The 19,942-nt window shown below is 72.2% G+C and carries 19 protein-coding genes; 16 read left to right on the top strand and 3 right to left on the bottom strand.

The features are described 5' to 3' along the window. Positions 1-34: 34 nt before the first annotated feature. Together clpB and ACE1OC_RS19180 are read left to right on the top strand one after the other, a co-directional pair. Entirely contained in the window at positions 35-2,620 is a 2,586-nt protein-coding gene (gene clpB / locus ACE1OC_RS19185) for an ATP-dependent chaperone ClpB (RefSeq protein ID WP_407838026.1), read from the top strand. Between the two features lie 218 nt (positions 2,621-2,838). Continuing rightward, on the top strand, positions 2,839-3,390 hold the full coding sequence (locus ACE1OC_RS19180) for a YbjN domain-containing protein (protein ID WP_407838025.1): 552 nt from the start codon (positions 2,839-2,841) through the stop codon (positions 3,388-3,390). Positions 3,391-3,443: 53 nt separating this feature from the next. Here the strand turns inward: ACE1OC_RS19180 and ACE1OC_RS19175 are convergent, their stop codons facing one another. Next, positions 3,444-4,622 (bottom strand): mannosyltransferase family protein, encoded by a 1,179-nt coding sequence (locus ACE1OC_RS19175; RefSeq protein ID WP_407838024.1) that lies wholly within the window; start codon positions 4,620-4,622, stop codon positions 3,444-3,446. A 227-nt stretch (positions 4,623-4,849) separates the two neighbouring features. Here ACE1OC_RS19175 and ACE1OC_RS19170 point away from each other — a divergent pair, with 227 nt between their 5' ends. Both ACE1OC_RS19170 and ACE1OC_RS19165 read left to right on the top strand, forming a co-directional pair. Further along, the gene (locus ACE1OC_RS19170; protein ID WP_407838023.1) at positions 4,850-5,335 is read left to right on the top strand and encodes a prevent-host-death family protein; all 486 of its coding nucleotides are present in this window, start codon (positions 4,850-4,852) and stop codon (positions 5,333-5,335) included. Further along, complete coding sequence (locus ACE1OC_RS19165; RefSeq protein WP_407838022.1) at positions 5,332-5,682, top strand: hypothetical protein; 351 nt, start codon at positions 5,332-5,334, stop codon at positions 5,680-5,682. Before ACE1OC_RS19170 ends, ACE1OC_RS19165 begins: the two co-directional genes overlap by 4 nt. A 73-nt stretch (positions 5,683-5,755) precedes the next feature. Here the strand turns inward: ACE1OC_RS19165 and ACE1OC_RS19160 are convergent, their stop codons facing one another. Then, positions 5,756-6,946 carry a pyridoxal phosphate-dependent aminotransferase gene (locus tag ACE1OC_RS19160; protein ID WP_407838021.1) on the bottom strand — a complete coding sequence of 397 codons (1,191 nt, stop codon included), beginning with the start codon at positions 6,944-6,946 and terminating at the stop codon, positions 5,756-5,758. Between the two features lie 136 nt (positions 6,947-7,082). On the opposite strand from ACE1OC_RS19160, the gene ACE1OC_RS19155 reads away from it, so the two are divergent. The 12 genes from ACE1OC_RS19155 to ACE1OC_RS19100 all read left to right on the top strand — a co-directional run bounded on the left by ACE1OC_RS19155 (position 7,083) and on the right by ACE1OC_RS19100 (position 19,361). Then, positions 7,083-7,307 (top strand): hypothetical protein, encoded by a 225-nt coding sequence (locus tag ACE1OC_RS19155; RefSeq protein ID WP_407838020.1) that lies wholly within the window; start codon positions 7,083-7,085, stop codon positions 7,305-7,307. A gap of 369 nt (positions 7,308-7,676) precedes the next feature. Continuing rightward, the gene (locus ACE1OC_RS19150) at positions 7,677-8,273 is read left to right on the top strand and encodes a DUF2617 family protein (RefSeq protein WP_407838019.1); all 597 of its coding nucleotides are present in this window, start codon (positions 7,677-7,679) and stop codon (positions 8,271-8,273) included. A gap of 140 nt (positions 8,274-8,413) precedes the next feature. Next, the gene (locus tag ACE1OC_RS19145; RefSeq protein WP_407838018.1) at positions 8,414-10,087 is read left to right on the top strand and encodes a polyamine aminopropyltransferase; all 1,674 of its coding nucleotides are present in this window, start codon (positions 8,414-8,416) and stop codon (positions 10,085-10,087) included. A 109-nt stretch (positions 10,088-10,196) separates the two neighbouring features. Beyond that, a complete protein-coding gene (locus tag ACE1OC_RS19140) occupies positions 10,197-11,111 on the top strand; it encodes a CoxG family protein (protein ID WP_407838017.1) in 915 nt (304 codons plus the stop codon). 66 nt (positions 11,112-11,177) lie between these two features. Further along, positions 11,178-11,966, top strand: coding sequence for an aldose 1-epimerase (locus ACE1OC_RS19135; RefSeq protein ID WP_407838016.1), 789 nt, complete (start codon positions 11,178-11,180; stop codon positions 11,964-11,966). Between the two features lie 21 nt (positions 11,967-11,987). Further along, positions 11,988-12,551, top strand: coding sequence for an orotate phosphoribosyltransferase (gene pyrE / locus ACE1OC_RS19130; protein ID WP_407838015.1), 564 nt, complete (start codon positions 11,988-11,990; stop codon positions 12,549-12,551). A 254-nt stretch (positions 12,552-12,805) separates the two neighbouring features. Continuing rightward, a complete protein-coding gene (gene fbaA, locus ACE1OC_RS19125) occupies positions 12,806-13,828 on the top strand; it encodes a class II fructose-bisphosphate aldolase (RefSeq protein ID WP_250748755.1) in 1,023 nt (340 codons plus the stop codon). 105 nt (positions 13,829-13,933) lie between these two features. Next, positions 13,934-14,347, top strand: coding sequence for a DUF3151 domain-containing protein (locus ACE1OC_RS19120; RefSeq protein WP_382975152.1), 414 nt, complete (start codon positions 13,934-13,936; stop codon positions 14,345-14,347). A 185-nt stretch (positions 14,348-14,532) separates the two neighbouring features. Continuing rightward, a complete protein-coding gene (locus ACE1OC_RS19115) occupies positions 14,533-15,381 on the top strand; it encodes a tryptophan 2,3-dioxygenase family protein (RefSeq protein ID WP_250748759.1) in 849 nt (282 codons plus the stop codon). Beyond that, entirely contained in the window at positions 15,374-16,585 is a 1,212-nt protein-coding gene (kynU, locus tag ACE1OC_RS19110) for a kynureninase (RefSeq protein ID WP_407838014.1), read from the top strand. Before ACE1OC_RS19115 ends, kynU begins: the two co-directional genes overlap by 8 nt. A 170-nt stretch (positions 16,586-16,755) precedes the next feature. Continuing rightward, a complete protein-coding gene (locus ACE1OC_RS19105) occupies positions 16,756-17,667 on the top strand; it encodes an alpha/beta hydrolase (RefSeq protein WP_407838013.1) in 912 nt (303 codons plus the stop codon). A gap of 110 nt (positions 17,668-17,777) precedes the next feature. Further along, on the top strand, positions 17,778-19,361 hold the full coding sequence (locus ACE1OC_RS19100; protein ID WP_407838012.1) for a hypothetical protein: 1,584 nt from the start codon (positions 17,778-17,780) through the stop codon (positions 19,359-19,361). A gap of 64 nt (positions 19,362-19,425) precedes the next feature. Here ACE1OC_RS19100 and ACE1OC_RS19095 read toward each other — a convergent pair whose 3' ends face one another. Continuing rightward, positions 19,426-19,923 carry a carboxymuconolactone decarboxylase family protein gene (locus ACE1OC_RS19095; protein WP_407838011.1) on the bottom strand — a complete coding sequence of 166 codons (498 nt, stop codon included), beginning with the start codon at positions 19,921-19,923 and terminating at the stop codon, positions 19,426-19,428. Positions 19,924-19,942 lie beyond the last annotated feature (19 nt).

Raw genomic sequence — 19,942 nt, 5'->3', positions numbered from 1 at the left:
CGTGGGGAATCGAAGCAGGAAGGGAGAGCCGCCCGTGGATGCGGAGCTGACCAACAGGAGCCGGGACGCGCTGAACGCGGCCACGACCAGGGCCGTCAAGGACGGGCACGCGGACCTGACGCCCGCGCACCTGCTGCTGGCGCTGCTCGCCGGCGAGGACAACGAGAACATCACCGACCTGCTCGCCGCGACCGACGCCGACCAGGCCGCCGTGCGCGCCGGGGCGGAACGGCTGCTCGCCGCCCTGCCCAGCGTCACGGGCTCCACGGTCGCGCCCCCGCAGCCCAGCCGCGAGCTGCTCGCCGTACTGGCCGAGGCCGACGCGCAGGCCGGGAAGCTCGGCGACGAGTACCTCTCCACCGAACACCTGCTCATCGCCATCGCCGCCAAGGGCGGCGCGGCCGGTGAGCTCCTTTCCGGACAGGGCGCGACCGCGAAGAAGCTGCGCGAGGCCTTCGAGAACGCAAGAGGAGGGCGGCGGGTGACCACCCCCGACCCCGAGGGCCAGTACAAGGCCCTGGAGAAGTTCGGCACCGATTTCACGGCGGCCGCCCGCGAGGGCAAGCTCGACCCGGTCATCGGCCGCGACCACGAGATCCGCCGCGTCGTCCAGGTGCTCTCGCGCCGTACGAAGAACAACCCGGTGCTCATCGGCGAGCCCGGCGTCGGCAAGACCGCCGTCGTCGAGGGCCTGGCCCAGCGCATCGTCAAGGGCGACGTCCCCGAGTCCCTGAAGAACAAGCGGCTGGTCTCCCTGGACCTCGGTGCGATGGTGGCCGGAGCCAAGTACCGCGGCGAGTTCGAGGAGCGCCTCAAGACGGTCCTCGCGGAGATCAAGTCCAGCGACGGCCAGATCATCACCTTCATCGACGAGCTGCACACCGTCGTCGGCGCGGGCGCCGGCGGGGACTCCTCCATGGACGCGGGCAACATGCTCAAGCCCATGCTGGCCCGCGGCGAGCTGCGCATGGTCGGCGCGACCACCCTCGACGAGTACCGCGAGCGGATCGAGAAGGACCCGGCGCTGGAGCGGCGCTTCCAGCAGGTGCTGGTGGCGGAACCGAGCGTCGAGGACACCATCGCGATCCTGCGCGGGCTCAAGGGCCGCTACGAGGCCCACCACAAGGTCGTCATCAACGACAGCGCGCTCGTCGCCGCGGCCACCCTCTCCGACCGCTACATCACCTCCCGCTTCCTCCCCGACAAGGCCATCGACCTCGTCGACGAGTCCATGTCCCGGCTCCGCATGGAGATCGACTCCTCCCCGCTGGAGATCGACGAGCTCCAGCGCTCGGTCGACCGCCTGCGCATGGAGGAGCTGGCCCTGAACAACGAGTCCGACCCGGCCTCCCGCGAACGCCTCGACAAGATCCGCAAGGACCTCGCGGACAAGGAGGAGGACCTGCGGGGCCTCACCGCCCGCTGGGAGAAGGAGAAGCAGTCCCTCAACCGGGTCGGCGAGCTCAAGGAGCGCCTGGACGACCTGCGCGGCCAGGCCGAGCGCGCCCAGCGCGACGGGGACTTCGACACCGCCTCCAAGCTGCTCTACGGGGAGATCCCGGCCCTGGAGCACGAGCTCGCGGAGGCCACCGAGGCCGAGGCCGAAGTCTCCCGGGACACGATGGTCAAGGACGAGGTCGGCCCCGACGACATCGCCGACGTGGTCGGCGCCTGGACGGGCATCCCGGCCGGCCGCCTCCTGGAGGGCGAGACCCAGAAGCTGCTCCGCATGGAGGAGGAGCTGGGCCGCCGCCTGATCGGCCAGGGCGAGGCCGTGCGCGCCGTCTCCGACGCCGTGCGCCGCACCCGTGCGGGCATCGCGGACCCGGACCGGCCGACCGGCTCGTTCCTCTTCCTCGGGCCGACGGGCGTGGGCAAGACGGAGCTGGCCAAGGCCCTCGCGGACTTCCTCTTCGACGACGAGCGGGCCATGATCCGCATCGACATGTCGGAGTACGGCGAGAAGCACAGCGTGGCCCGGCTCGTCGGCGCCCCGCCCGGCTACGTGGGCTACGAGGAGGGCGGCCAGCTGACGGAGGCCGTCCGCCGCCGCCCGTACAGCGTCGTGCTCCTGGACGAGGTGGAGAAGGCCCACCCCGAGGTCTTCGACGTCCTGCTCCAGGTCCTCGACGACGGCCGCCTCACGGACGGCCAGGGCCGCACCGTGGACTTCCGCAACACCATCCTGATCCTGACCTCGAACCTGGGGTCCCAGTTCCTGATGGATCCGTCCACACCTGTGGACGAGAAGAAGGCCCGGGTCCTGGACGTGGTGCGGGCCACCTTCAAGCCGGAGTTCCTCAACCGCCTCGACGACCTGGTGGTCTTCTCCGCCCTGAGCGGGGCCGAGCTCGCCCACATCGCCGAGCTCCAGATCGGCCGGCTCGCCAAGCGGCTCGCCGAACGCCGCCTGACCCTGGACGTCACGCCCGAGGCCCTGGCCTGGCTGGCGGACAAGGGCAACGACCCGGCGTACGGCGCCCGCCCCCTGCGCCGCCTGATCCAGACGGCCATCGGCGACCGCCTGGCCAAGGAGATCCTCGCGGGCGAGGTCCGCGACGGCGACACCGTCCGGGTGTCCGTGGCGGGCGACGACCTGCTGGTGGGCAAGGCGCTGTAGCCCGGGTTGTAGGGCCCGGGCTCCGTGCCCGGGCCGTACGGCCCCGTATGGCCGCAATCCGGCGGAATACCGCCTCAGCCGGGCCCCGGAATCCCCGGGGCCCGGCTTACCCGGGCCATACTCCTGTCCGCCCTGCGCGGATCGGGCCCTTCCGGGGTGGACACGGGGTGGGCGCGATGGGGGAGGATGGCCGCATCCGCACGAAGGGAAGTCACACGGTGAGCATCGACCCGGCCTCGATTCCGAACTTCGGAGGGCAGCAGCCCGACCCGCAGGCCACTGGACCGGCGGGCCCCGTCGTCCCCGACCAGGATCTGGTCAAGCAGCTCCTGGAGCAGATGGAGCTCAAGTACGTCGTCGACGACGAGGGTGACCTCGCGGCGCCGTGGGAGGACTTCCGCACGTACTTCATGTTCCGCGGCGAGGACGAGCAGCAGGTCTTCTCCGTGCGGACGTTCTACGACCGCCCGCACAAGATCGAAGAGAAGGCTCAGCTCCTCGAGTCCATCGACGACTGGAACCGCCGCACCCTGTGGCCCAAGGTCTACAGCCACACGCACGACGACGGCTCCGTCCGTCTGATCGGCGAGGCGCAGATGCTGATCGGCACCGGCGTGAACCTGGAGCACTTCGTGTCCTCCACGGTCAGCTGGGTCCGCGCGTCGATCGAGTTCGACAAGTGGCTCGTCGAGCAGTTCGGACTGGAGAAGGAAGTCGACTCCGCCGACAAGAAGGACGACGAAGAGGGCGGCGACAGCGAGACCAACTAGGTCTTCGCGGTCCGGGTCCGGCGATCCGCGTCCGACCCCTCGTGGTGCCCGCCTTACGGCGCCACCCCGGATGCGAGCAGCAGGTACGGCCCGTATGCGTACGAGAGCCCGGCCAGCACCCCGGTCACCACGACCGCGGTGCGCGGCCGGGCTTTCGCCATGAGGGCCGCCGCCGGCAGCAGCAGCGGGAACGCGGGCAGCAGGAAGCGCGGCTTCGATTCGAAGAAGCCCGCACCGCCGTAGGTCATCACCAGCAGCACGCCCGTGTACACGAGCAGCGGCAGCGGGATCCTGCGGTCGGCCGCCAGCAGCCCGGCGAGCACCAGTGCGGCCGCCAGCAGGACCACCGTCACGATCGTGGCGAGCTCCACGCTCCCGGGCGAGCCCAGCGCGTGCCGCGCGGAGCGCAGCGCCCCCGCGCCGAAGTCGAAGCGCGAGCCCCAGCCGCTCTGGACGGCGAAGTAGCCGCCGAGCGGATCCCCCCGGCGCACGCCGACGAGCAGGACGTACGAGCCCCAGCCCGCGGGAGCCGTCAGCCCGGCGGCCCACACCGCCGCGGGCGCACGGCCCCGCCGCCGCCAGATCTCGTACGCGGCCGCCGCCGTCACGGCTGCGGCGACCGCGATCCCGGTGGGCCGGGTCAGCCCCGCGAGCACGGCGAGCCCCGCCGCCCACCCCCAGCGGCCCCGCAGCAGGGCGTACAGGGCCCAGGCGGCGAAGGCGGCCAGCAGGGGCTCGGTGTAGGCGAGGGTCAGCATGAGGGCGTGCGGCAGCGCCGCCCACAGCGCGACGAGCAGCAGCCCGGCGCGGGCCCCGAGCAGGTGCTCCCCGACCCGGTACACCCCCACGGCGGCCGCGCCCGCCGCGATCCAGGCGACGGCCAGCGCGGCGACGGTCAGCGAGCCGGGCAGCACGGCGGAGGCGCAGCGGATCAGGACGGGGTAGAGCGGGAAGAACGCGGAGTCGCTCTGCACGGACCCGATGCCGGGATAGATCTGGGTCCGCCCGTAGCCGTGCTCGGCGATCCGCAGGTACCAGACGGAGTCCCAGGACTCCCCGAGCACCCGCAGGGGGCTGCGCCCGCTCCACCAGGCCGCCACGGCAACCGCCACCACCCCGGCCCCGCGCACGGCGGCGTACACCCCGAGCGCGAGGAGGGCGCCGGGGACCCGGCCGCCCCGGCCGGTGAGCCGACCGGGCCGTGCGCCGTTCGTCAGCGTTTCCGTCGCCATGCGTCCCGCGTCCCGACTTCCTGGGGCGCTCCCGGTCGGAGCCGCCACGAGAGGAACCCTAACGAGGGCGAGCCCGGTTCCGGCGGGCCCGCACCGGCTCAGAGGCGGCGCAGTCGTTGCACCGCCTCCGCCAGGACGTCGGTCCGCTTGCAGAAGGGCAAGGCGTGAGCATCGGAATGCAGCACACACCCTTGGCGCTCAGAGCATAATCTGAGTACAGTCTGAGTATGAGCCTTGCTTACCTGGGAGCCGAGCCCGAGTCGGTGTCGTTCACTGACCTGTCAAGAAACCCGAAGGCTGTGGCCGCCCGGGCTGCAGCCCTTGGTGCTCTGCGCGTCACCCATCGGGACGCGCCCGACATGGTGCTGACGACTGCCGTGCACGCGGAGCGCACCGAGGAGAACCTCACGACGGCATCCCGCCTCTTCCTCGCGCTCATGAAGCACGACGACGGAGCCCGCTCACTCCTGCTGGTATTGCCGGAAGTCTTTCCGTGGGTGCGACACCTGGACGGCGAGGAGATGCGCGCTTTCACGGTGGAACTCCTGGAAGCGCTTTCCGATGCGGCAGAACTGGGTGCCAGGGATGCTGTGCACCGGGCGCTCGTCTCCTGGAGGGCGACGGCTCGGATCAACGCCGATCCGGAGCAGCTCAAGGAAGCGCTGCGCCCGCTCGACGGGGAGGACCTGGGTCCGGTCGAGGTGGGCGGGTGAGCCCGAAGAAGGGCGATCGTGTCAGCGTTCCGCCGCTGAGCGGATGGAACGTCGTCTTCGGGACAACCGATGCGGTGACGGGGTGGGAGGAGTTGTGCCGCGTGGCGCTGCCCAGTGCCCACCGCTGCCTTGAGGCGCTGCGCACTGATCCGTTGTCGCGTGACAGCTGGAACCGGCAGCATCAGCTCCGTGGAAGACTCGCCACGAAGGAGTGGAAGGGATCGCTTCTGGACCAGTGGGAGTTCGAGGTCACAAGCGGCGGCCGCGTGCGCTATCTGGTCAGCCCTGAGACATCGACCGTCGTTCTGGTCTACGCATCTACTCGGCACCCGAAGGACACTGAATAGCTCGTCTCTCCCGTGCGGCACGGGGCCGGCTGGAAAGGCCTGCCCCACGCCCGCACGTCCATCTGGCCCGCTCTCAGCGGGCCAGCCGACCGAGGCGCTCAACCGCCTCCTGCAATACAACCGTCCGCTTGCAGAAGGCCCAGCGGACGTGGGCGGCTCCGGCGGCCTTGTCGTCGTAGAAGACCTGGTTCGGGATGGCCACCACCCCGCAGCGTTCCGGCAGGGCCCGGCAGAAGGCGAGGCCGTCGCGCTCGCCGAGGGGGGTGATGTCGGTGGTGACGAAGTAGGTGCCCTGCGGGCGGAACACCTCGAAGCCGGCCGCCGCGAGGCCGTCGGAGAGGAGGTCGCGCTTGGCGGCCAGGTCCGCGCGGAAGGAGTCGTAGTACGCGTCGGGCAGGGCGAGGGCCTCGGCGATCGCGTACTGGAAGGGGCCCGAGGACACGTACGTCAGGAACTGCTTCGCCGAGCGGACCGCCGTGACCAGCTCGGGCGTCCCCGTCACCCAGCCGACCTTCCAGCCGGTGAAGGAGAAGGTCTTGCCGGCGGAGGAGATCGTGACGGTGCGCTCGCGCATGCCCGGCAGGCTCGCCAGCGGGGTGTGGGCGCCCTCGAAGACCAGGTGCTCGTAGACCTCGTCCGTGATGACGAGGAGGTCCCGGGAGACGGCCAGCTCGGCGACCGCGGCCAGCTCGGCGGGGGTCAGGACCGTGCCGGTGGGGTTGTGCGGGGTGTTCAGGAGCAGGAGGCGGGTGCGCGGGGTGACCGCCGCGCGCAGGGCGTCCACGTCGAGGCGGAAGTCGGGGGCGCGCAGCGTCAGCGGCACCCGGACGGCTCCGGCCATCGCGATGCAGGCGGCGTAGGAGTCGTAGAAGGGCTCCAGGGCGATGACCTCGTCGCCCGGTTCGAGGAGGGCGAGGAGCGAGGCCGCGATGGCCTCGGTGGCCCCGGCGGTGACGAGCACCTCGGTGTCCGGGTCGTAGGCCAGGCCGTAGAAGCGCTGCTGGTGGGAGGCGATCGCCGTACGCAGCTCCGGAACGCCGGGGCCCGGCGGGTACTGGTTGCCCCGGCCGTCGCGGATCGCGCGCGCCGCCGCCTCGGCGATCTCGGCGGGGCCGTCGGTGTCGGGGAAGCCCTGGCCGAGGTTGATCGCTCCCGTGGCGGTGGCCAGGGCGGACATCTCCGCGAAGATCGTGGTGCCGAAGGCCGCCAGCTTGCGGTTGAGGAAGGGGCGGGCGGGGAGGGCGGGGTGCTCGGGATCGCTCATGGGCGCAATCCTGCGGGGAAGCTCTGGACTTGCTCAAGTGTGCTTTGGGCCGCGTAGGGCGCGGGCATCCCCCCAGCACGCGGGACGAAGGGGATCCCGCACCCCGGGGAACCGGGGGGCAGAGAGGGGTCGGGGGATGATCCTCGGAATCGTGATCTTCGTGGCGGTGGTCGTGGCGATCGTCGTGGTGGCGGTCAAGGCCGGCCGTGGCGGCGGGGGCGGCAGCAGCAGTGGCAGCAGTGGCGGCGGGGCCTGGTGGGTCGGGGGCGACTCCGGGTCCTCGTCCAGCTGCGGTTCCTCCTCGTCCAGCTGTGGCTCCTCGTCGTCCTGCGGCGGCGGCGGAGGATGCGGTTCCAGCTGACACGGGGCAGCATGGATCCATGGCTTCCGACGTCGGACCACCTTCGTACCGTGTCCCGCATATGTAAGGCGCCCGCCGGGCACAACTTCCGTCGGGCGTCTTCTTGTTCGGACGTCACGGCCGCGCATTACGGCGTACGGGCGGCATGTTGTTGAACACGTGAACTGGGTAGCCCCCGAGGGGATGTAAACCCCTGCAACTTGGGTAAAAACGCTGTGAGTGCCGTGCCTTTCATGATTCCCTCGGTTGAGTAGACCAGTCCTCGGACCTCCCTGGACTTCCTGTGGACCCGTGCCGGTGTCCCCCCACCCGTTGACTACCGCTGGCGGGCCCCGGCCCATCTCCCTCGCGCGTTTGCGGAGCCGACTCATGCTCACGACCCTCCAGACCACCTATACCGACACGCGTGCCGCCGATCTCGCCTGGGCCCTGGGTCGGGAGCGGCTGCCCGCCTTGGCCGTACTGAACCTCGAACTGGGTGGCGCGAAAGTGGAGTTGCGCCTGCTCGGGGCCTCCCACCAGGTGCTCCTGGAGGAGGGCGACGTGCTCTGCTCCGAGACCGTCGCCTGCATGCCCGGCAGCAGCACCCCGCTTCCGCTCGGCGTGGCCAAGCGCGTCGGCGACTGGGAGTACGAGTTCGCCGCGCGGGTCGAGAACCTCTCGCGCGGCTCCTTCGCCGGGCGGGCGCAGGAACTGCTCGCGCTGGTCGCGGACCACCCGAACGGGCTCGCCGGCACCTTCCCCGGCAGCCCGCACGCCTTCACCGCCATGCTCGCGCAGCGTTACGAGGGTCAGGTGCGGTGGCGGACCTGGCACGCGTACCCGCAGGAAGGGCAGTTGGTGGCGACGCGCACCCGGGTCGGCGTACGGACGGCCGGTCCGGCGGCAGCGCCGGGCGGGGGCGCCGGTGCTGCAGCCGCCGCGCCCGCCGCGGAGGCGGCCGTGGAGTCGCCCGTGCTGATCTAGCGTCCCGGGCGCCGGCGCGGATCCGGAGGTCGCGGGGTCGCGGAGTTGCCGGGCGGTTACGCCAACTGCCCCAACCAGTGCGCCACTTACACCCATGTGGGTGACCGGATGCGAGCAGGCGGTGACGTACGGTTCGCTTCATGATCGACCGTTCCGCCCCGCGCGGGGTGCTCCGCACCCGGTGGCGCCGCCCCCCGGCTCCGGAGCCGCGCGGTGTGGCGCGCGTCCCGGCCGCCCTGCCCGTACGGCCCAGGACCGGCCGACTCCTCGTCCTGGCCACCGTGTTCGTCTGCGCCGCCTGCGGGCTCGTATACGAACTGGAACTGCTCGCCCTCGGCTCGTACCTCATCGGCGACTCCGTCACCCAGGCGTCGGTCGTGCTGTCCGTCATGGTCTTCGCCATGGGCGTCGGATCCCTGCTGGCCAAGGCCCTGCGCGCCCGCCCCGCCTTCGGCTTCGCCCTCGTGGAAGCCGGCCTCGCCCTGCTCGGCGGGCTCTCCGCCATAGCGCTCTACGCCAGCTTCGCCTGGCTGGGGGAGTCCCGGCCCGCACTGGTCGCCTTCTCCTTCGCCATCGGCGTCCTCATCGGCGCCGAGATCCCGCTCCTGATGGTCCTCATCCAGCGCATCCGCAGACAGGACGCGGGCGGCGCCGTCGCCGACCTGTTCGCCGCCGACTACGTCGGCGCCCTCGTCGGCGGCCTCGCCTTCCCCTTCCTGCTGCTGCCCGTCCTCGGCCAGCTCACGGGTGCCATGCTCACCGGAACCGTCAACGTCGTCGCCGGCGGCGGCCTCGTCCTGTGGCTGTTCCGCCGGGACCTGAGCCGCCGCGCCCGCTGGCTGCTCGTCGCCGTCAACATCACCGTCCTCACCGTCCTGGGCTGCGCCACCGTCCTCGCCGACGACTTCGAACGCGTCGCCCGCCGCGCCGTCTACGGCGGCGAGGTGCGCGTCGCCGTCCAGACCGGAGTGCAGGAACTCGTCCTCACCGGTCCCCCGAACGGCTCACCGCGCTCCCTCGACCTTTTCCTCGACGGCCGCCTGCGGGTCAGCGGCTACGACGAGTACCGCTACCACGAGGCCCTCGTGCACCCCGCGATGACCGGCGCGCACACCAGCGTCCTCGTCCTCGGCGGCGGCGACGGCCTCGCCGCCCGCGAGGTGCTGCGCTACCGCGACGTCGCCTCCGTCACCGTCGTCGAGCTCGACCCCGGAGTCGTGCGGCTCGCCCGGACCGACCCGAAGCTCTCCGAGCTGAACGGGCGGGCGTACGAGGACCCGCGCCTCGGCGTCGTCACCGCGGACGCCTTCCGCTGGCTGCGCGCACCCGCCGCCCGGGCCCGCTTCGACGTCATCGTCTCCGACCTGCCCGACCCCGGGATCACCCCCAGCACGAAGCTGTACTCGCAGGAGTTCTACGGGCTGGCCGCGCGGGCCCTGCGCCCCGGCGGGCGGCTCGCCGTCCACGCGGGGCCGCCGGGCACCAGGCCCCGTACCTACTGGACCGTCGAGGCCACCCTGCGCGCGGCCGGCCTGCGCACCGCCCCCTACAGCGCGGGCGGCCGCCTCTCGGGCTTCGCCGCCGGCCCCGACCGGGTGCTCGGCGCGGCCACCGTCCCCGCGGCGAAGCTCCCGCAGGACTGGGGCTTCGTCCTGGCGGCCCGCGAGGGCGCGCCCCCGCTGCGGGTGGACCGCGAGACGCCCGCCCTGCGCTCCCTGTCCACGCAGTCCCTGGCCGACGCGGCCCGGGACACGGAGCGCACCCGGGTCGCGGGGCTCCCGCCGTCGACGCTGCCGCACCCGAGGTACTCGTAGCCCGGGGCGGTCGCGGCCCCGGGAGGCGTGGCCGAGGCGGCCGGGCTCCTCGTGGCCGAGGTGGCCGGGGTACTCGTGGCCGGGCTGCCGCGTCGGTAGGCTCGTTCGCATGGAGCATCAGGTGTTCGTACCGGTCCCCTCCGCCGACGTCCGCGCCGTGCTGCGCGACCCCGCCCGGCTGGCGCGATGCGTGCCGGGGCTCCAGCAGGACGCCGATACGGAGGCCGGGCCGCTGTCCGGCCGGCTGAAGGTGCGGGTCGGCGGACACACCGTCACCTACCGCGGCACCCTCTCCGTCACCGAGCAGGACCCGGACCGCTTCACCCTCGCCGGGGAGGGCGCCGAGGTGCGGGGGAGCGGGACCGTGAAGCTCTCCCTCACGCTGCTCCTGACCGGGGCGGACGGCGGCACCTTGCTGGAGTTCACCGCCGAGTCCGCCGCCGACGGCCGCGCCGCCGCCTTCGCCCCCGACGCGGCCGCCACGGCCGCGCACCGCCTCCTGGACCGGGCCGCCGGGCACCTCGCGGCCCTCGGGTCCGACGGGTCCGACGGCGCCACCGGGCCCGCGGACGCGGTGGCGGACCTGGGCGTGGACGCCGACGTGGACGCCGACTCGGCCGCAGAGGCGGACTCGGACCTGGGCTCTGACCTGGACTCCGACTCCGACTCGGACCGGGAGGACCCCGGCCCGGGGTTCACCGAGGTCACCGCGTCCGTGTTCGACACCGAGGTCCCGCCCCCGTCCCTGGACCCGTTCCTGGAGGGCACCTTCGAGGGCATGGCCGACCTCGGGGACCTCGGCGGCCCCCCGCGCCCGCCGGCCGAGGCCGCGCACGCCCGCCGCACGATGATCGGCCGCAGCGCGGAGGAGGTCGACCACGCGCCCCCGCGCGGCCGCTACGCCCCGGTCCCGGCCCCCACCTCCGCCTCGGCCGGCGCCGGCCTCCGCTGGATCGCCCCGGCCGCCGCCGTGGCCGTGGCCTCGGCGGTCCTCCTGGGCCGCGCCCTGCGCCGCCGCCGCTGACCCGGGGAACCCGCCCGCTCGTCCGCACGGCCCTGATCACCCCGTCGGGCTGACTAAGGTCATGGCATGAGTACGCAACTGCGCGCCGGCGGCGCCGAGGTGACCATCGACCAGGAGAACGGCTGCCGGATCAGCAGTCTGCGCATCGACGGGACGGAGCTGCTGAGGCAAGGGGACCACTACGGGTCCTTCCCCATGGTGCCGTGGTGCGGCCGGACCAGGGACGGGCAGTTCCAGGACGGTGCGACCCTGCACCAGCTCCCGCTCAACCACCCGCCGCACGCCATCCACGGCTTCGGCCGCGACGCCGCCTGGCGCCGCGCCCGGGCCACCGCCACCGAGGCCGCCTTCACGTACCCGCTCGCCGATCCGTGGCCCTACGAGGGCCTGGTCACCCAGATCTTCGAGCTCGGCGAGAACGCCCTGACCCTGACGATGGGCATCGAGACCTACGGGGACTCCTTCCCGGCGCAGGCCGGCTGGCACCCCTGGTTCCGGCGCAACCTCACCGACGGCGGGTCCGACGTGCGCATCGACTTCGAGGCCGCATGGCAGGAGGAGCGCGGAGCCGACCACCTGCCCACCGGCAACCGCGTAGACCCCAAGCCCGGCCCCTGGGACGACTGCTTCGGCATGCCGTACGGGGTCGACGTCACCCTCACGTGGCCCGACGCCCTGGAGCTGAAGGTCACCAGCCGCTCCGAATGGGTGGTCGTCTACGACGAGGAGCCCGAGGCCGTCTGCGTGGAACCGCAGTCGGGCCCGCCGAACGGGCTGAACAGCCTCCCCCAGCTGGTCACCCCCGTGGACCCGCTGGAGATCTCCACGACGTGGACGTGGCGGCGGCTCGGGTAGTGCCCAATTAAGCTCGGGGCCATGAGTGACGTCAACGAAGTAATGGCGACAGCCACACGCGATGCGCTTCTGCAGCAGATCAAGGACAAGGCCGTCGTGCACGGCAAGGTGATCCTCTCCTCCGGCCGCGAGGCCGACTACTACATCGACCTCCGCCGGATCACCCTGGACGGCGAAGCCGCCCCGCTGGTCGGTCAGGTCATGCTCGACCTCACCGCCGACCTGGAGTTCGACTGCGTCGGCGGCCTGACGCTGGGCGCCGACCCGGTCGCCACCTCGATGCTGCACGCCTCCGCCGCGCGCGGCGCGCGCCTGGACGCCTTCGTCGTCCGCAAGGCGCAGAAGGCGCACGGCATGCAGCGCCGCATCGAGGGCACCGACGTGAAGGGCAAGCGCTGCCTGGTGGTCGAGGACACCTCGACCACCGGCGGTTCCCCGCTGACCGCCGTCGAGGCGGTCCGCGAGGCCGGCGGCGAGGTCGTCGCCGTCGCGACGATCGTCGACCGCGGCGCGGCCGACGCCATCGCGGCCGCCGGTCTGCCTTACCTCACGGGCTACCAGCTCGAGGACCTCGGTTTGTCCTAACCCTTGGACGGTGGGTCGTGCTTCCGCACAACTGGTGACTTAGGTCCCCGAAAGTCCGGATGTAGGCCCTGACCTGCGTCTTTTCGGTCGGGGGGTGTGTTTCACGTGAAACGCTCCCCCCGGATCGGGCAGCACGGCGCCGTCGCGGAGGTGGAGTGGGGGCGCGAGTCTGGAAAGATGGGGACGACGGCAACGTCGCCCCCAGGTCAGGGCCCGCCATAAGCACACTCCCCGCACATCCAAGGAGCGGACAGATGCCCATCGCAACCCCCGAGGTCTACAACGAGATGCTCGACCGGGCGAAGGCAGGCAAGTTTGCCTACCCGGCGATCAACGTGACCTCGACCCAGACCCTGCACGCTGCACTGCGCGGCTTCGCGGAGGCCGAGAGCGACGGCATCATCCAGATCTCCACCGGTGGTGCGGAGTTCCTGGGTGGCCAGTACAACAAGGACATGGTCACCGGCGCCGCCGCCCTGGCCGAGTTCGCGCACATCGTGGCCGCCAAGTACGACATCACCGTCGCGCTGCACACGGACCACTGCCCCAAGGACAAGCTGGACGGCTACGTCCGCCCGCTGCTCGAGATCTCCGCCGAGCGCGTGGCCCGCGGCCTCAACCCGCTCTTCCAGTCGCACATGTGGGACGGCTCCGCCGAGACCCTGTCCGACAACCTGGCCATCGGCCAGGAGCTGCTCGCCAAGGCCGCCGCCGCGAAGATCATCCTCGAGGTCGAGATCACCCCGACCGGTGGCGAGGAAGACGGCGTCAGCCACGAGATCAACGACGAGCTGTACACCACCGTCGACGACGCGCTGCGCACCGCCGAGGCCCTGGGCCTGGGCGAGAAGGGCCGCTACCTGCTGGCCGCCTCCTTCGGCAACGTGCACGGCGTCTACAAGCCGGGCAACGTCGTCCTGCGCCCCGAGCTCCTCAAGGACCTCCAGGCCGGCGTCGGCGAGAAGTACGGCAAGTCCTCCCCGTTCGACTTCGTCTTCCACGGCGGCTCGGGCTCCACGGCCGAGGAGATCGCCACCGCGCTGGAGAACGGCGTCGTGAAGATGAACCTCGACACCGACACCCAGTACGCCTTCACCCGCCCGGTCGTGGACCACATGTTCCGCAACTACGACGCGGTCCTGAAGGTCGACGGCGAGGTCGGCACCAAGTCGAAGTACGACCCCCGCACGTGGGGCAAGGCCGCCGAGGCCGGCATGGCCGCGCGCGTCACCGAGGCCTGCGCGAACCTGCGTTCCACGGGCACGAAGCTCAAGTAGCCGAGAGCACCTCCCGGCTGGGAAGGGCCCGGTTCCACCGTCCACGGACGGCGGGGCCGGGCCCTTCGCGCATGCCGGTGCCCCCCATCCGCCAGACTGGGGCGCATGTCTCTTCACCAGAACCTCCTCGGGGGCCCCGCCCCCACCCACCTCCCGGACGAGCCGGGCATCGCGGCCATCGCCGCGGGCACCCCGGCCGTCGAGGTGGCCGCCGCGCACCCGACCTCCTCCCTCGCCTGGGCCCTCCTCGCCGACGAGGCCTTCGCGGCCGGCCGCACGGTCGAGTCGTACGCGTACGCCCGTACGGGCTACCACCGCGGCCTGGACGCGCTGCGCCGCGCGGGCTGGAAGGGCCACGGCCCGGTGCCGTGGGAGCACGAGCCGAACCGCGGCTTCCTGCGCGCCCTGAACGCCCTGGCCCGCGCGGCCGGCGCGATCGACGAGAAGGAGGAGTACGAGCGCTGCTCGACCTTCCTGCGCGACTCCTCCGAGACGGCCGCGGACGTCCTCGGCGCCTGACGCGAACGCTCCCGCACCGGGTGGGCCCCTCGCGGGTCCGCCCGGTCGCGGGAAGTGACGTGCGCCACTGACTATTGAAGCCCTGCGGCACGACGGTCTTATGATGCGGACAGGGGACCGGAGCTCCACTCACCTCACCGGAAGGAGCGGACCGCTACCCGGAAGCACGTATCGAGGAGACAGCGATGTCGCACGCCCTTGATGCCTCCGGAGACGGCGGTTCGGACACCCCGAACCTCGACTTCGCCGGCACGACCCCCTACGAGGACTACGTCCAGGCGGACGTCCTCACCCACCTCCAGCACCTGCGCTCGGACGACCCGGGCGAGATGGTCTTCCTGGTCACCACCCAGGTCATGGAGCTGTGGTTCACGGTCATCGTCCACGAGTGGGAGACCGCCGCGAAGGCGCTCCGCGAGGACGAGCTCCCCGTCGCGATGGACGCGCTGAAACGATCCCTCCGCGAGCTGGAGGCCCTCAACGCCTCCTGGCGCCCCCTCGCCCAGCTGACCCCGGGCCAGTTCAACGCGTACCGCGCCGCCCTCGGCGAGGGCTCCGGCTTCCAGTCGGCGATGTACCGCCGGATGGAGTTCCTGCTCGGCGACAAGGCCGCCTCCATGCTGGTCCCGCACCGCGGCGCCCCGCGCGTCCACGCGGAGCTGGAGAAGGCCCTCCAGGAGCCCAGCCTCTACGACGAGGTGCTGCGCCTCCTCGCCCGCCGCGGCCTCCCCGTCCCGGCCTCCGTCCTCGACCGGGACCTCTCGCAGCGCTACGAGCCCTCGCCCGAGGTCGAAGCCGTCTGGACGGCCCTGTACGCGACCCCGGACGCCCACCTGGACCTGCACCGCCTCGGCGAGGTCCTCACCGACGTCGCCGAGCTGGTCTGGCGCTGGCGCAACGACCACCTGGTCGCCACCCGGCGCGCGATGGGCGCGAAGACGGGCACCGGCGGCTCGGCCGGCGTGACCTGGCTGGAGAAGCGGGCGCAGAAGAACGTCTTCCCGGAACTGTGGACGGCGCGCAGCCATGTCTGACACGAACCCGGGCTCCGAGCTCGCGGCCCGCGCCGAAGCCCTCGACGCGGCCGACCCCCTCGGCAAGCTCCGCGATCGCTTCACCCTCCCCGAGGGCGTGGTCTACCTCGACGGCAACAGCCTCGGCGCGCTCCCCGCAGGGGTGGCCGCCCGCCTCGCCGAGGTCGTCACGGAGCAGTGGGGCACCCGCCTGATCCGCTCCTGGACCGAGGGCGAAGCCAACTGGTGGAACGCCCCCGAACGCATCGGCGACCGGATAGCCCCGCTGGTCGGCGCCGCAGCCGGCCAGGTGGTCGTCGGCGACTCCACCAGCGTCAACCTCTTCAAGGCCCTGGTCGGCGCCGCCCGGCTGGCCGCGCCCGGCCGGACCGAGCTGCTCGTGGACGCCGCCACCTTCCCCACCGACGGCTACATCGCCGAGTCGGCGGCCCGGATGACGGGCCTGCGCGTCGTCCCGGTCGACCCGGCCGCCGCCGCGGGGGCGATGGGCCCGGACACCGCCGTGGTCCTCCTCAACCACGCCGACTACCGCACCGGCCGGCTGCACGACCTCCCCGCCCTCACCGCGGCCGCGCACGCCGCCGGGGCGCTGGTCGTCTGGGACCTGTGCCACACCGCCGGGGCGCTCCCCGTCGGCCTCGACGCGCACGCGGTGGACCTCGCGGTCGGCTGCACCTACAAGTACCTCAACGGCGGCCCCGGCGCCCCCGCGTACCTGTACGTCGCCGCCCGCCACCAGGCCGCCTTCGACTCCCCGCTGCCGGGCTGGAACGGCCATGCGGACCCGTTCGCGATGACCCCCTCCTACGAGGCCGCGCAGGGCGTGGCGCGGGCCCGCGTCGGCACCCCGGACATCCTGTCCATGCTCGCGCTGGAGGCCGCCCTGGACGCCTGGGACGGGGTCGCGGTCGATGACGTCCGCGCGAAGTCCCTCGCGCTGACCGACTTCTTCCTCGACTGCGTGGCGGCGTACGTCCCGGCGGGCAAGGTCGAGCTGGTCACCCCGACCGGGCACGACCAGCGCGCCAGCCAGGTGTCGCTGCGCACGGAGAACGCGGACGAGGTCATGCGCGAGCTCATCTCCCGGGGGGTGATCGGGGACTTCCGCGCCCCCGACGTCCTGCGGTTCGGATTCACCCCGCTGTACGTCGGCTTCGCGGACGCGGAGCGTGCGGCGCGCGCACTGGGTCACATTTTCGGGTGAACCGGTAGCGAAACGTCACATCACCGCGCGGGCGGGGCTACGGCCCCGCCCGCGCCGGTATCTCCCCGGCCCGCCACGGAGGGGACCGTTCCGGCCTGATACGGTCCCGCTCTGCCGGAACACCGGAACACCAGTCCCCCTTGTCCCTCGCGTTACCGGAGGTTGAGCCGATGACGGACCCCGCAGTCGAACGGGACGCCGCCGAGGCCGCCTCGGCCTTCTCCCATCCGCCCGTAGCCCCCGACGCGACGGCCGCCTACGGTGAACACCCCGACCAGATCGTCGACTTCCACGCACCCCGCGGAGAACGGGCGCAGCCGGGCGTCGCGCGTTCCGCACCACTGGTCGTCGTCCTGCACGGCGGGGCGTGGCGCGCCCCGTACGACCGGCAACACATCACCCCCTTCGCGGACTTCCTGGCCCGGCAGGGCTTCGCCGTCGCCAACATCGAGTACCGGCGGGGCCAGTCCCGGGCATCGCTGCCCCTGCCCCACCAGGACACCGAGGGCCCGGTGGCCGGCCGCTGGCCCGAGACCTTCGACGATGTGGCCGCCGCCATGGACGCCCTCCCGGAGCTCGCCGCCGGCTGCCTGCCGGAGGCCGACCCCCGCCGCACGGTGCTGACCGGCCACTCGGCCGGAGGCCACCTCGCGTTGTGGGCCGCGGCCCGGCACGTCCTCCCGCAGGACGCCCCGGCCGGCTGGAGGCTGCCCTCGCCGCCGCTGCTGCGCGGAGTGGTGGCGCTGGCCCCGATCGCGGACTTCACGGTCGCGGAGGAGCTCGGGGTGTGCGGGGGCGCTTCGGCGCAACTCCTGGGCGGGAAGGCGGCCTTCGCCGCACGGCGCCCGTACGCCGACCCGGCGGCGCTGCTCCCGACCGGCATCGCGACGGCGGTGGTCCAGGGGCGGAGCGACATCGTGGTCCCGGAGTCGGTGTCGGAGGCGTACGTCGCGGCGGCCGCACTGGCGGGGGAGATGGTCGGACTGACCCTGCTGGACGGGGTCGGCCACTTCCCGCTGATCGACCCGGCGGCGGATGGTTGTGCCGTCGTCGCCGAAGAAATCTCACAACTAGCCTGGTAGCCCTGCTGTATACGCTGATCGAGTTTGACTGTTTGGCTCTGATCGCGTTCAAAAACACAAAAATGGGGGGGCCGGTGCGCAATCGCCGACTCGTAATATCCGCTGCCCTGATGGCGGCCGGACTCGGACTCATCCCGGGCATGGCCTCGGCCACCACCGCGCCGCCGGCCGCGGCGAGCGTGCCCGCCGCGCAGCAGACGTACGACAGCCCGGCCGAGCGCTCGGTGCGCACGGCGCCGCCCGCGGGCGCGGTCGCGTACGGGAACAAGAACCTCGCCGTCGGCATCGGTGTCTCGTACCGCAGCGCGCTGGGAGTCGACCTCGAGACGGCGATCACGAGCGAGGACGTCGCGCTCGAGGTCACCGTCGACTGGGGCGACGGCACGACGGAGAAGTTCACCACCAAGGGCGCCGGCGAGCAGTCGCACCCGCACACGTATGCCGAGGTCGGCAGCTACGTGACGAAGGTGACGGTGACCGACGGCGTCAACCGGGCCGTCAACGAGGTCGCGCACGTCACCCAGGGCACGGAGTTCACCCCGTACGCCCCGACCCGGCTGCTGGACACCCGCAACGGCACGGGCACGAAGGCGGGCAAGGTCGCCGGGCGCGGCACGACCCGGGTGAAGGTGACCGGCACCGGCAGCATTCCCGCCGACGGTTTCGTCGAGGCGGTGGCGCTCAACGTCACGGTCACCAACACGGTCGCCCCGGGGCACGTGACGGTGTGGGACGGAGACACCGCGGCACCCGAAACGTCGAACCTGAACTACGCGACCGGCCAGTCCGTCTCGAACACGGTCATCGCGCGCGTCGGCTCCGACGGCTACGTGGAGCTCTTCAACGGCGGCTGGAGCCCCGCGGACCTGGTCGTCGACATCACGGGCTACTTCAGCCACAGGCCGGCCAGCGGCTACACCGGGCTGAAGCCGACCCGCTTCGTGGACACCCGAGAGGGCCTCGGCACGACCAAGGGCCAGGTCGCCGGGCGGACCTCGTTCGGCACCCGGATCGGCGGCCTGAACGGCGTGCCCGCCGGCATCACGGCGGTGGCGCTGAACGTGACGGTGACCAACCCGAAGGACGCCGGCCACCTGTCCGTGTACCCGGGCGGCGGCAAGGTCCCCACGGCGTCCAGCCTGAACTTCGCGGCCGGTGAGACGGTGGCGAACTCGGTGATCGTGCCGGTCGGCCCGGACGGCACGATCAACGTCTTCAACGGCGGGTGGGCCCCGGCCGACGTGGTGGTGGACGTGGTCGGCTACTACAGCAAGGACAGCAAGGCCGCGTACGTGGCCTTCGGGGCGCACCGGTACCTCGACACCCGGGTGCCCGACAGCTGGTACGGCGGCGGGAAGTTCCCGGCCCGCGGGTACATCGCGCAAGGCCTCTCGGTCGTCGACGGCCCGGAGGGCTTCGAGGCGTACGTCCTGAACACGACCGTCACCAACACCACGGACACCGGTTTCCTGTCGGTGGCCCCGAGCCCGTTCCCGTGGCTGGTCAACGACCAGCCCGGTGCTCCCGTGCCGCCGCGTCCCATCTCCTCGAACCTGAACTGGACGGCGGGCAAGACCGTCGCGAACATGGCGCAGGCCAGTGACGGCGAGCACGGCATCATCCACTTCTGGAACCAGGGCTGGAAGGACGCCGACCTGATCGTCGACGTCTTCGGCGTCTACCAGACGAACTGAGCCCGCGGGGGCGGCACGCGACGGCGTGCCGCCCCTTCGGCGTTCGGCCCGGCTGGTCCCCCTGCTAGTCCCACTGCTCGTCCGCCAGGGAGCTCACCGGGGCGGGCTTGCCGATGACGGCCAGGGCGATGAAGAAGTTGATCTGGCCGATCGCGATGGTGAGGGTGGCGAGCGCCTTCTCGTCGTAGTGCCCGGCCACTTCCGCGTACAGGTCGTCGGTGACGCGCTCCCGGCCGTACGGGGCCGGCTGGAGGGTCGCCTCGACCAGTGCGAGGGCGGCGCGCTCGGCGGGGGTGAAGTAGGGGGCGTCCTGCCAGGAGGAGACGGCGGTGATCCGCTCCTCGGTCTCCCCGGCCTTGCGGAGGAAGGCGGTGTTCAGGACGGTCAGGTAGGTGTTCCCGACGATCTGCCCGGCCCGGAGGTGGACGAGGCTCATCGTGGTGCGGGGGACGGAACGGTTCCCGGTGGCCCGGAAGAGGGCCGCGCTGACGTCGGCCAGCTCGGGGACGAAGTCGGTGGGGTTGGGCATCCGGGAGATGTGGGTGGTGGGGGTCGTGTCCATGGGTGCTGTGCTCCTTCAG

This window comes from Streptomyces stoeckheimensis (genome assembly GCF_045822005.1).
GTDB classification, from domain to species: domain Bacteria; phylum Actinomycetota; class Actinomycetes; order Streptomycetales; family Streptomycetaceae; genus Streptomyces; species Streptomyces stoeckheimensis.
The sequence above is the reverse complement of the archived record's forward strand: the minus strand, read 5'-3'. Positions and strand labels throughout refer to the sequence as shown.

Bases quoted from the DNA above. Each gene is read 5' to 3' on its own strand.
- ACE1OC_RS19175 (WP_407838024.1), bottom strand. From the start codon at position 4,622: ATGGCGACGGAAACGCTGACGAACGGCGCACGGCCCGGTCGGCTCACC.
- ACE1OC_RS19170 (WP_407838023.1), top strand. From the start codon at position 4,850: ATGAGCCTTGCTTACCTGGGAGCCGAGCCCGAGTCGGTGTCGTTCACT.
- ACE1OC_RS19160 (WP_407838021.1), bottom strand. From the start codon at position 6,946: ATGAGCGATCCCGAGCACCCCGCCCTCCCCGCCCGCCCCTTCCTCAAC.
- ACE1OC_RS19155 (WP_407838020.1), top strand. From the start codon at position 7,083: ATGATCCTCGGAATCGTGATCTTCGTGGCGGTGGTCGTGGCGATCGTC.
- ACE1OC_RS19150 (WP_407838019.1), top strand. From the start codon at position 7,677: ATGCTCACGACCCTCCAGACCACCTATACCGACACGCGTGCCGCCGAT.
- ACE1OC_RS19145 (WP_407838018.1), top strand. From the start codon at position 8,414: ATGATCGACCGTTCCGCCCCGCGCGGGGTGCTCCGCACCCGGTGGCGC.
- ACE1OC_RS19140 (WP_407838017.1), top strand. From the start codon at position 10,197: ATGGAGCATCAGGTGTTCGTACCGGTCCCCTCCGCCGACGTCCGCGCC.
- ACE1OC_RS19135 (WP_407838016.1), top strand. From the start codon at position 11,178: ATGAGTACGCAACTGCGCGCCGGCGGCGCCGAGGTGACCATCGACCAG.
- pyrE (WP_407838015.1), top strand. From the start codon at position 11,988: ATGAGTGACGTCAACGAAGTAATGGCGACAGCCACACGCGATGCGCTT.
- fbaA (WP_250748755.1), top strand. From the start codon at position 12,806: ATGCCCATCGCAACCCCCGAGGTCTACAACGAGATGCTCGACCGGGCG.
- ACE1OC_RS19120 (WP_382975152.1), top strand. From the start codon at position 13,934: ATGTCTCTTCACCAGAACCTCCTCGGGGGCCCCGCCCCCACCCACCTC.
- ACE1OC_RS19115 (WP_250748759.1), top strand. From the start codon at position 14,533: ATGTCGCACGCCCTTGATGCCTCCGGAGACGGCGGTTCGGACACCCCG.
- kynU (WP_407838014.1), top strand. From the start codon at position 15,374: ATGTCTGACACGAACCCGGGCTCCGAGCTCGCGGCCCGCGCCGAAGCC.
- ACE1OC_RS19105 (WP_407838013.1), top strand. From the start codon at position 16,756: ATGACGGACCCCGCAGTCGAACGGGACGCCGCCGAGGCCGCCTCGGCC.
- ACE1OC_RS19100 (WP_407838012.1), top strand. From the start codon at position 17,778: ATGGCGGCCGGACTCGGACTCATCCCGGGCATGGCCTCGGCCACCACC.
- ACE1OC_RS19095 (WP_407838011.1), bottom strand. From the start codon at position 19,923: ATGGACACGACCCCCACCACCCACATCTCCCGGATGCCCAACCCCACC.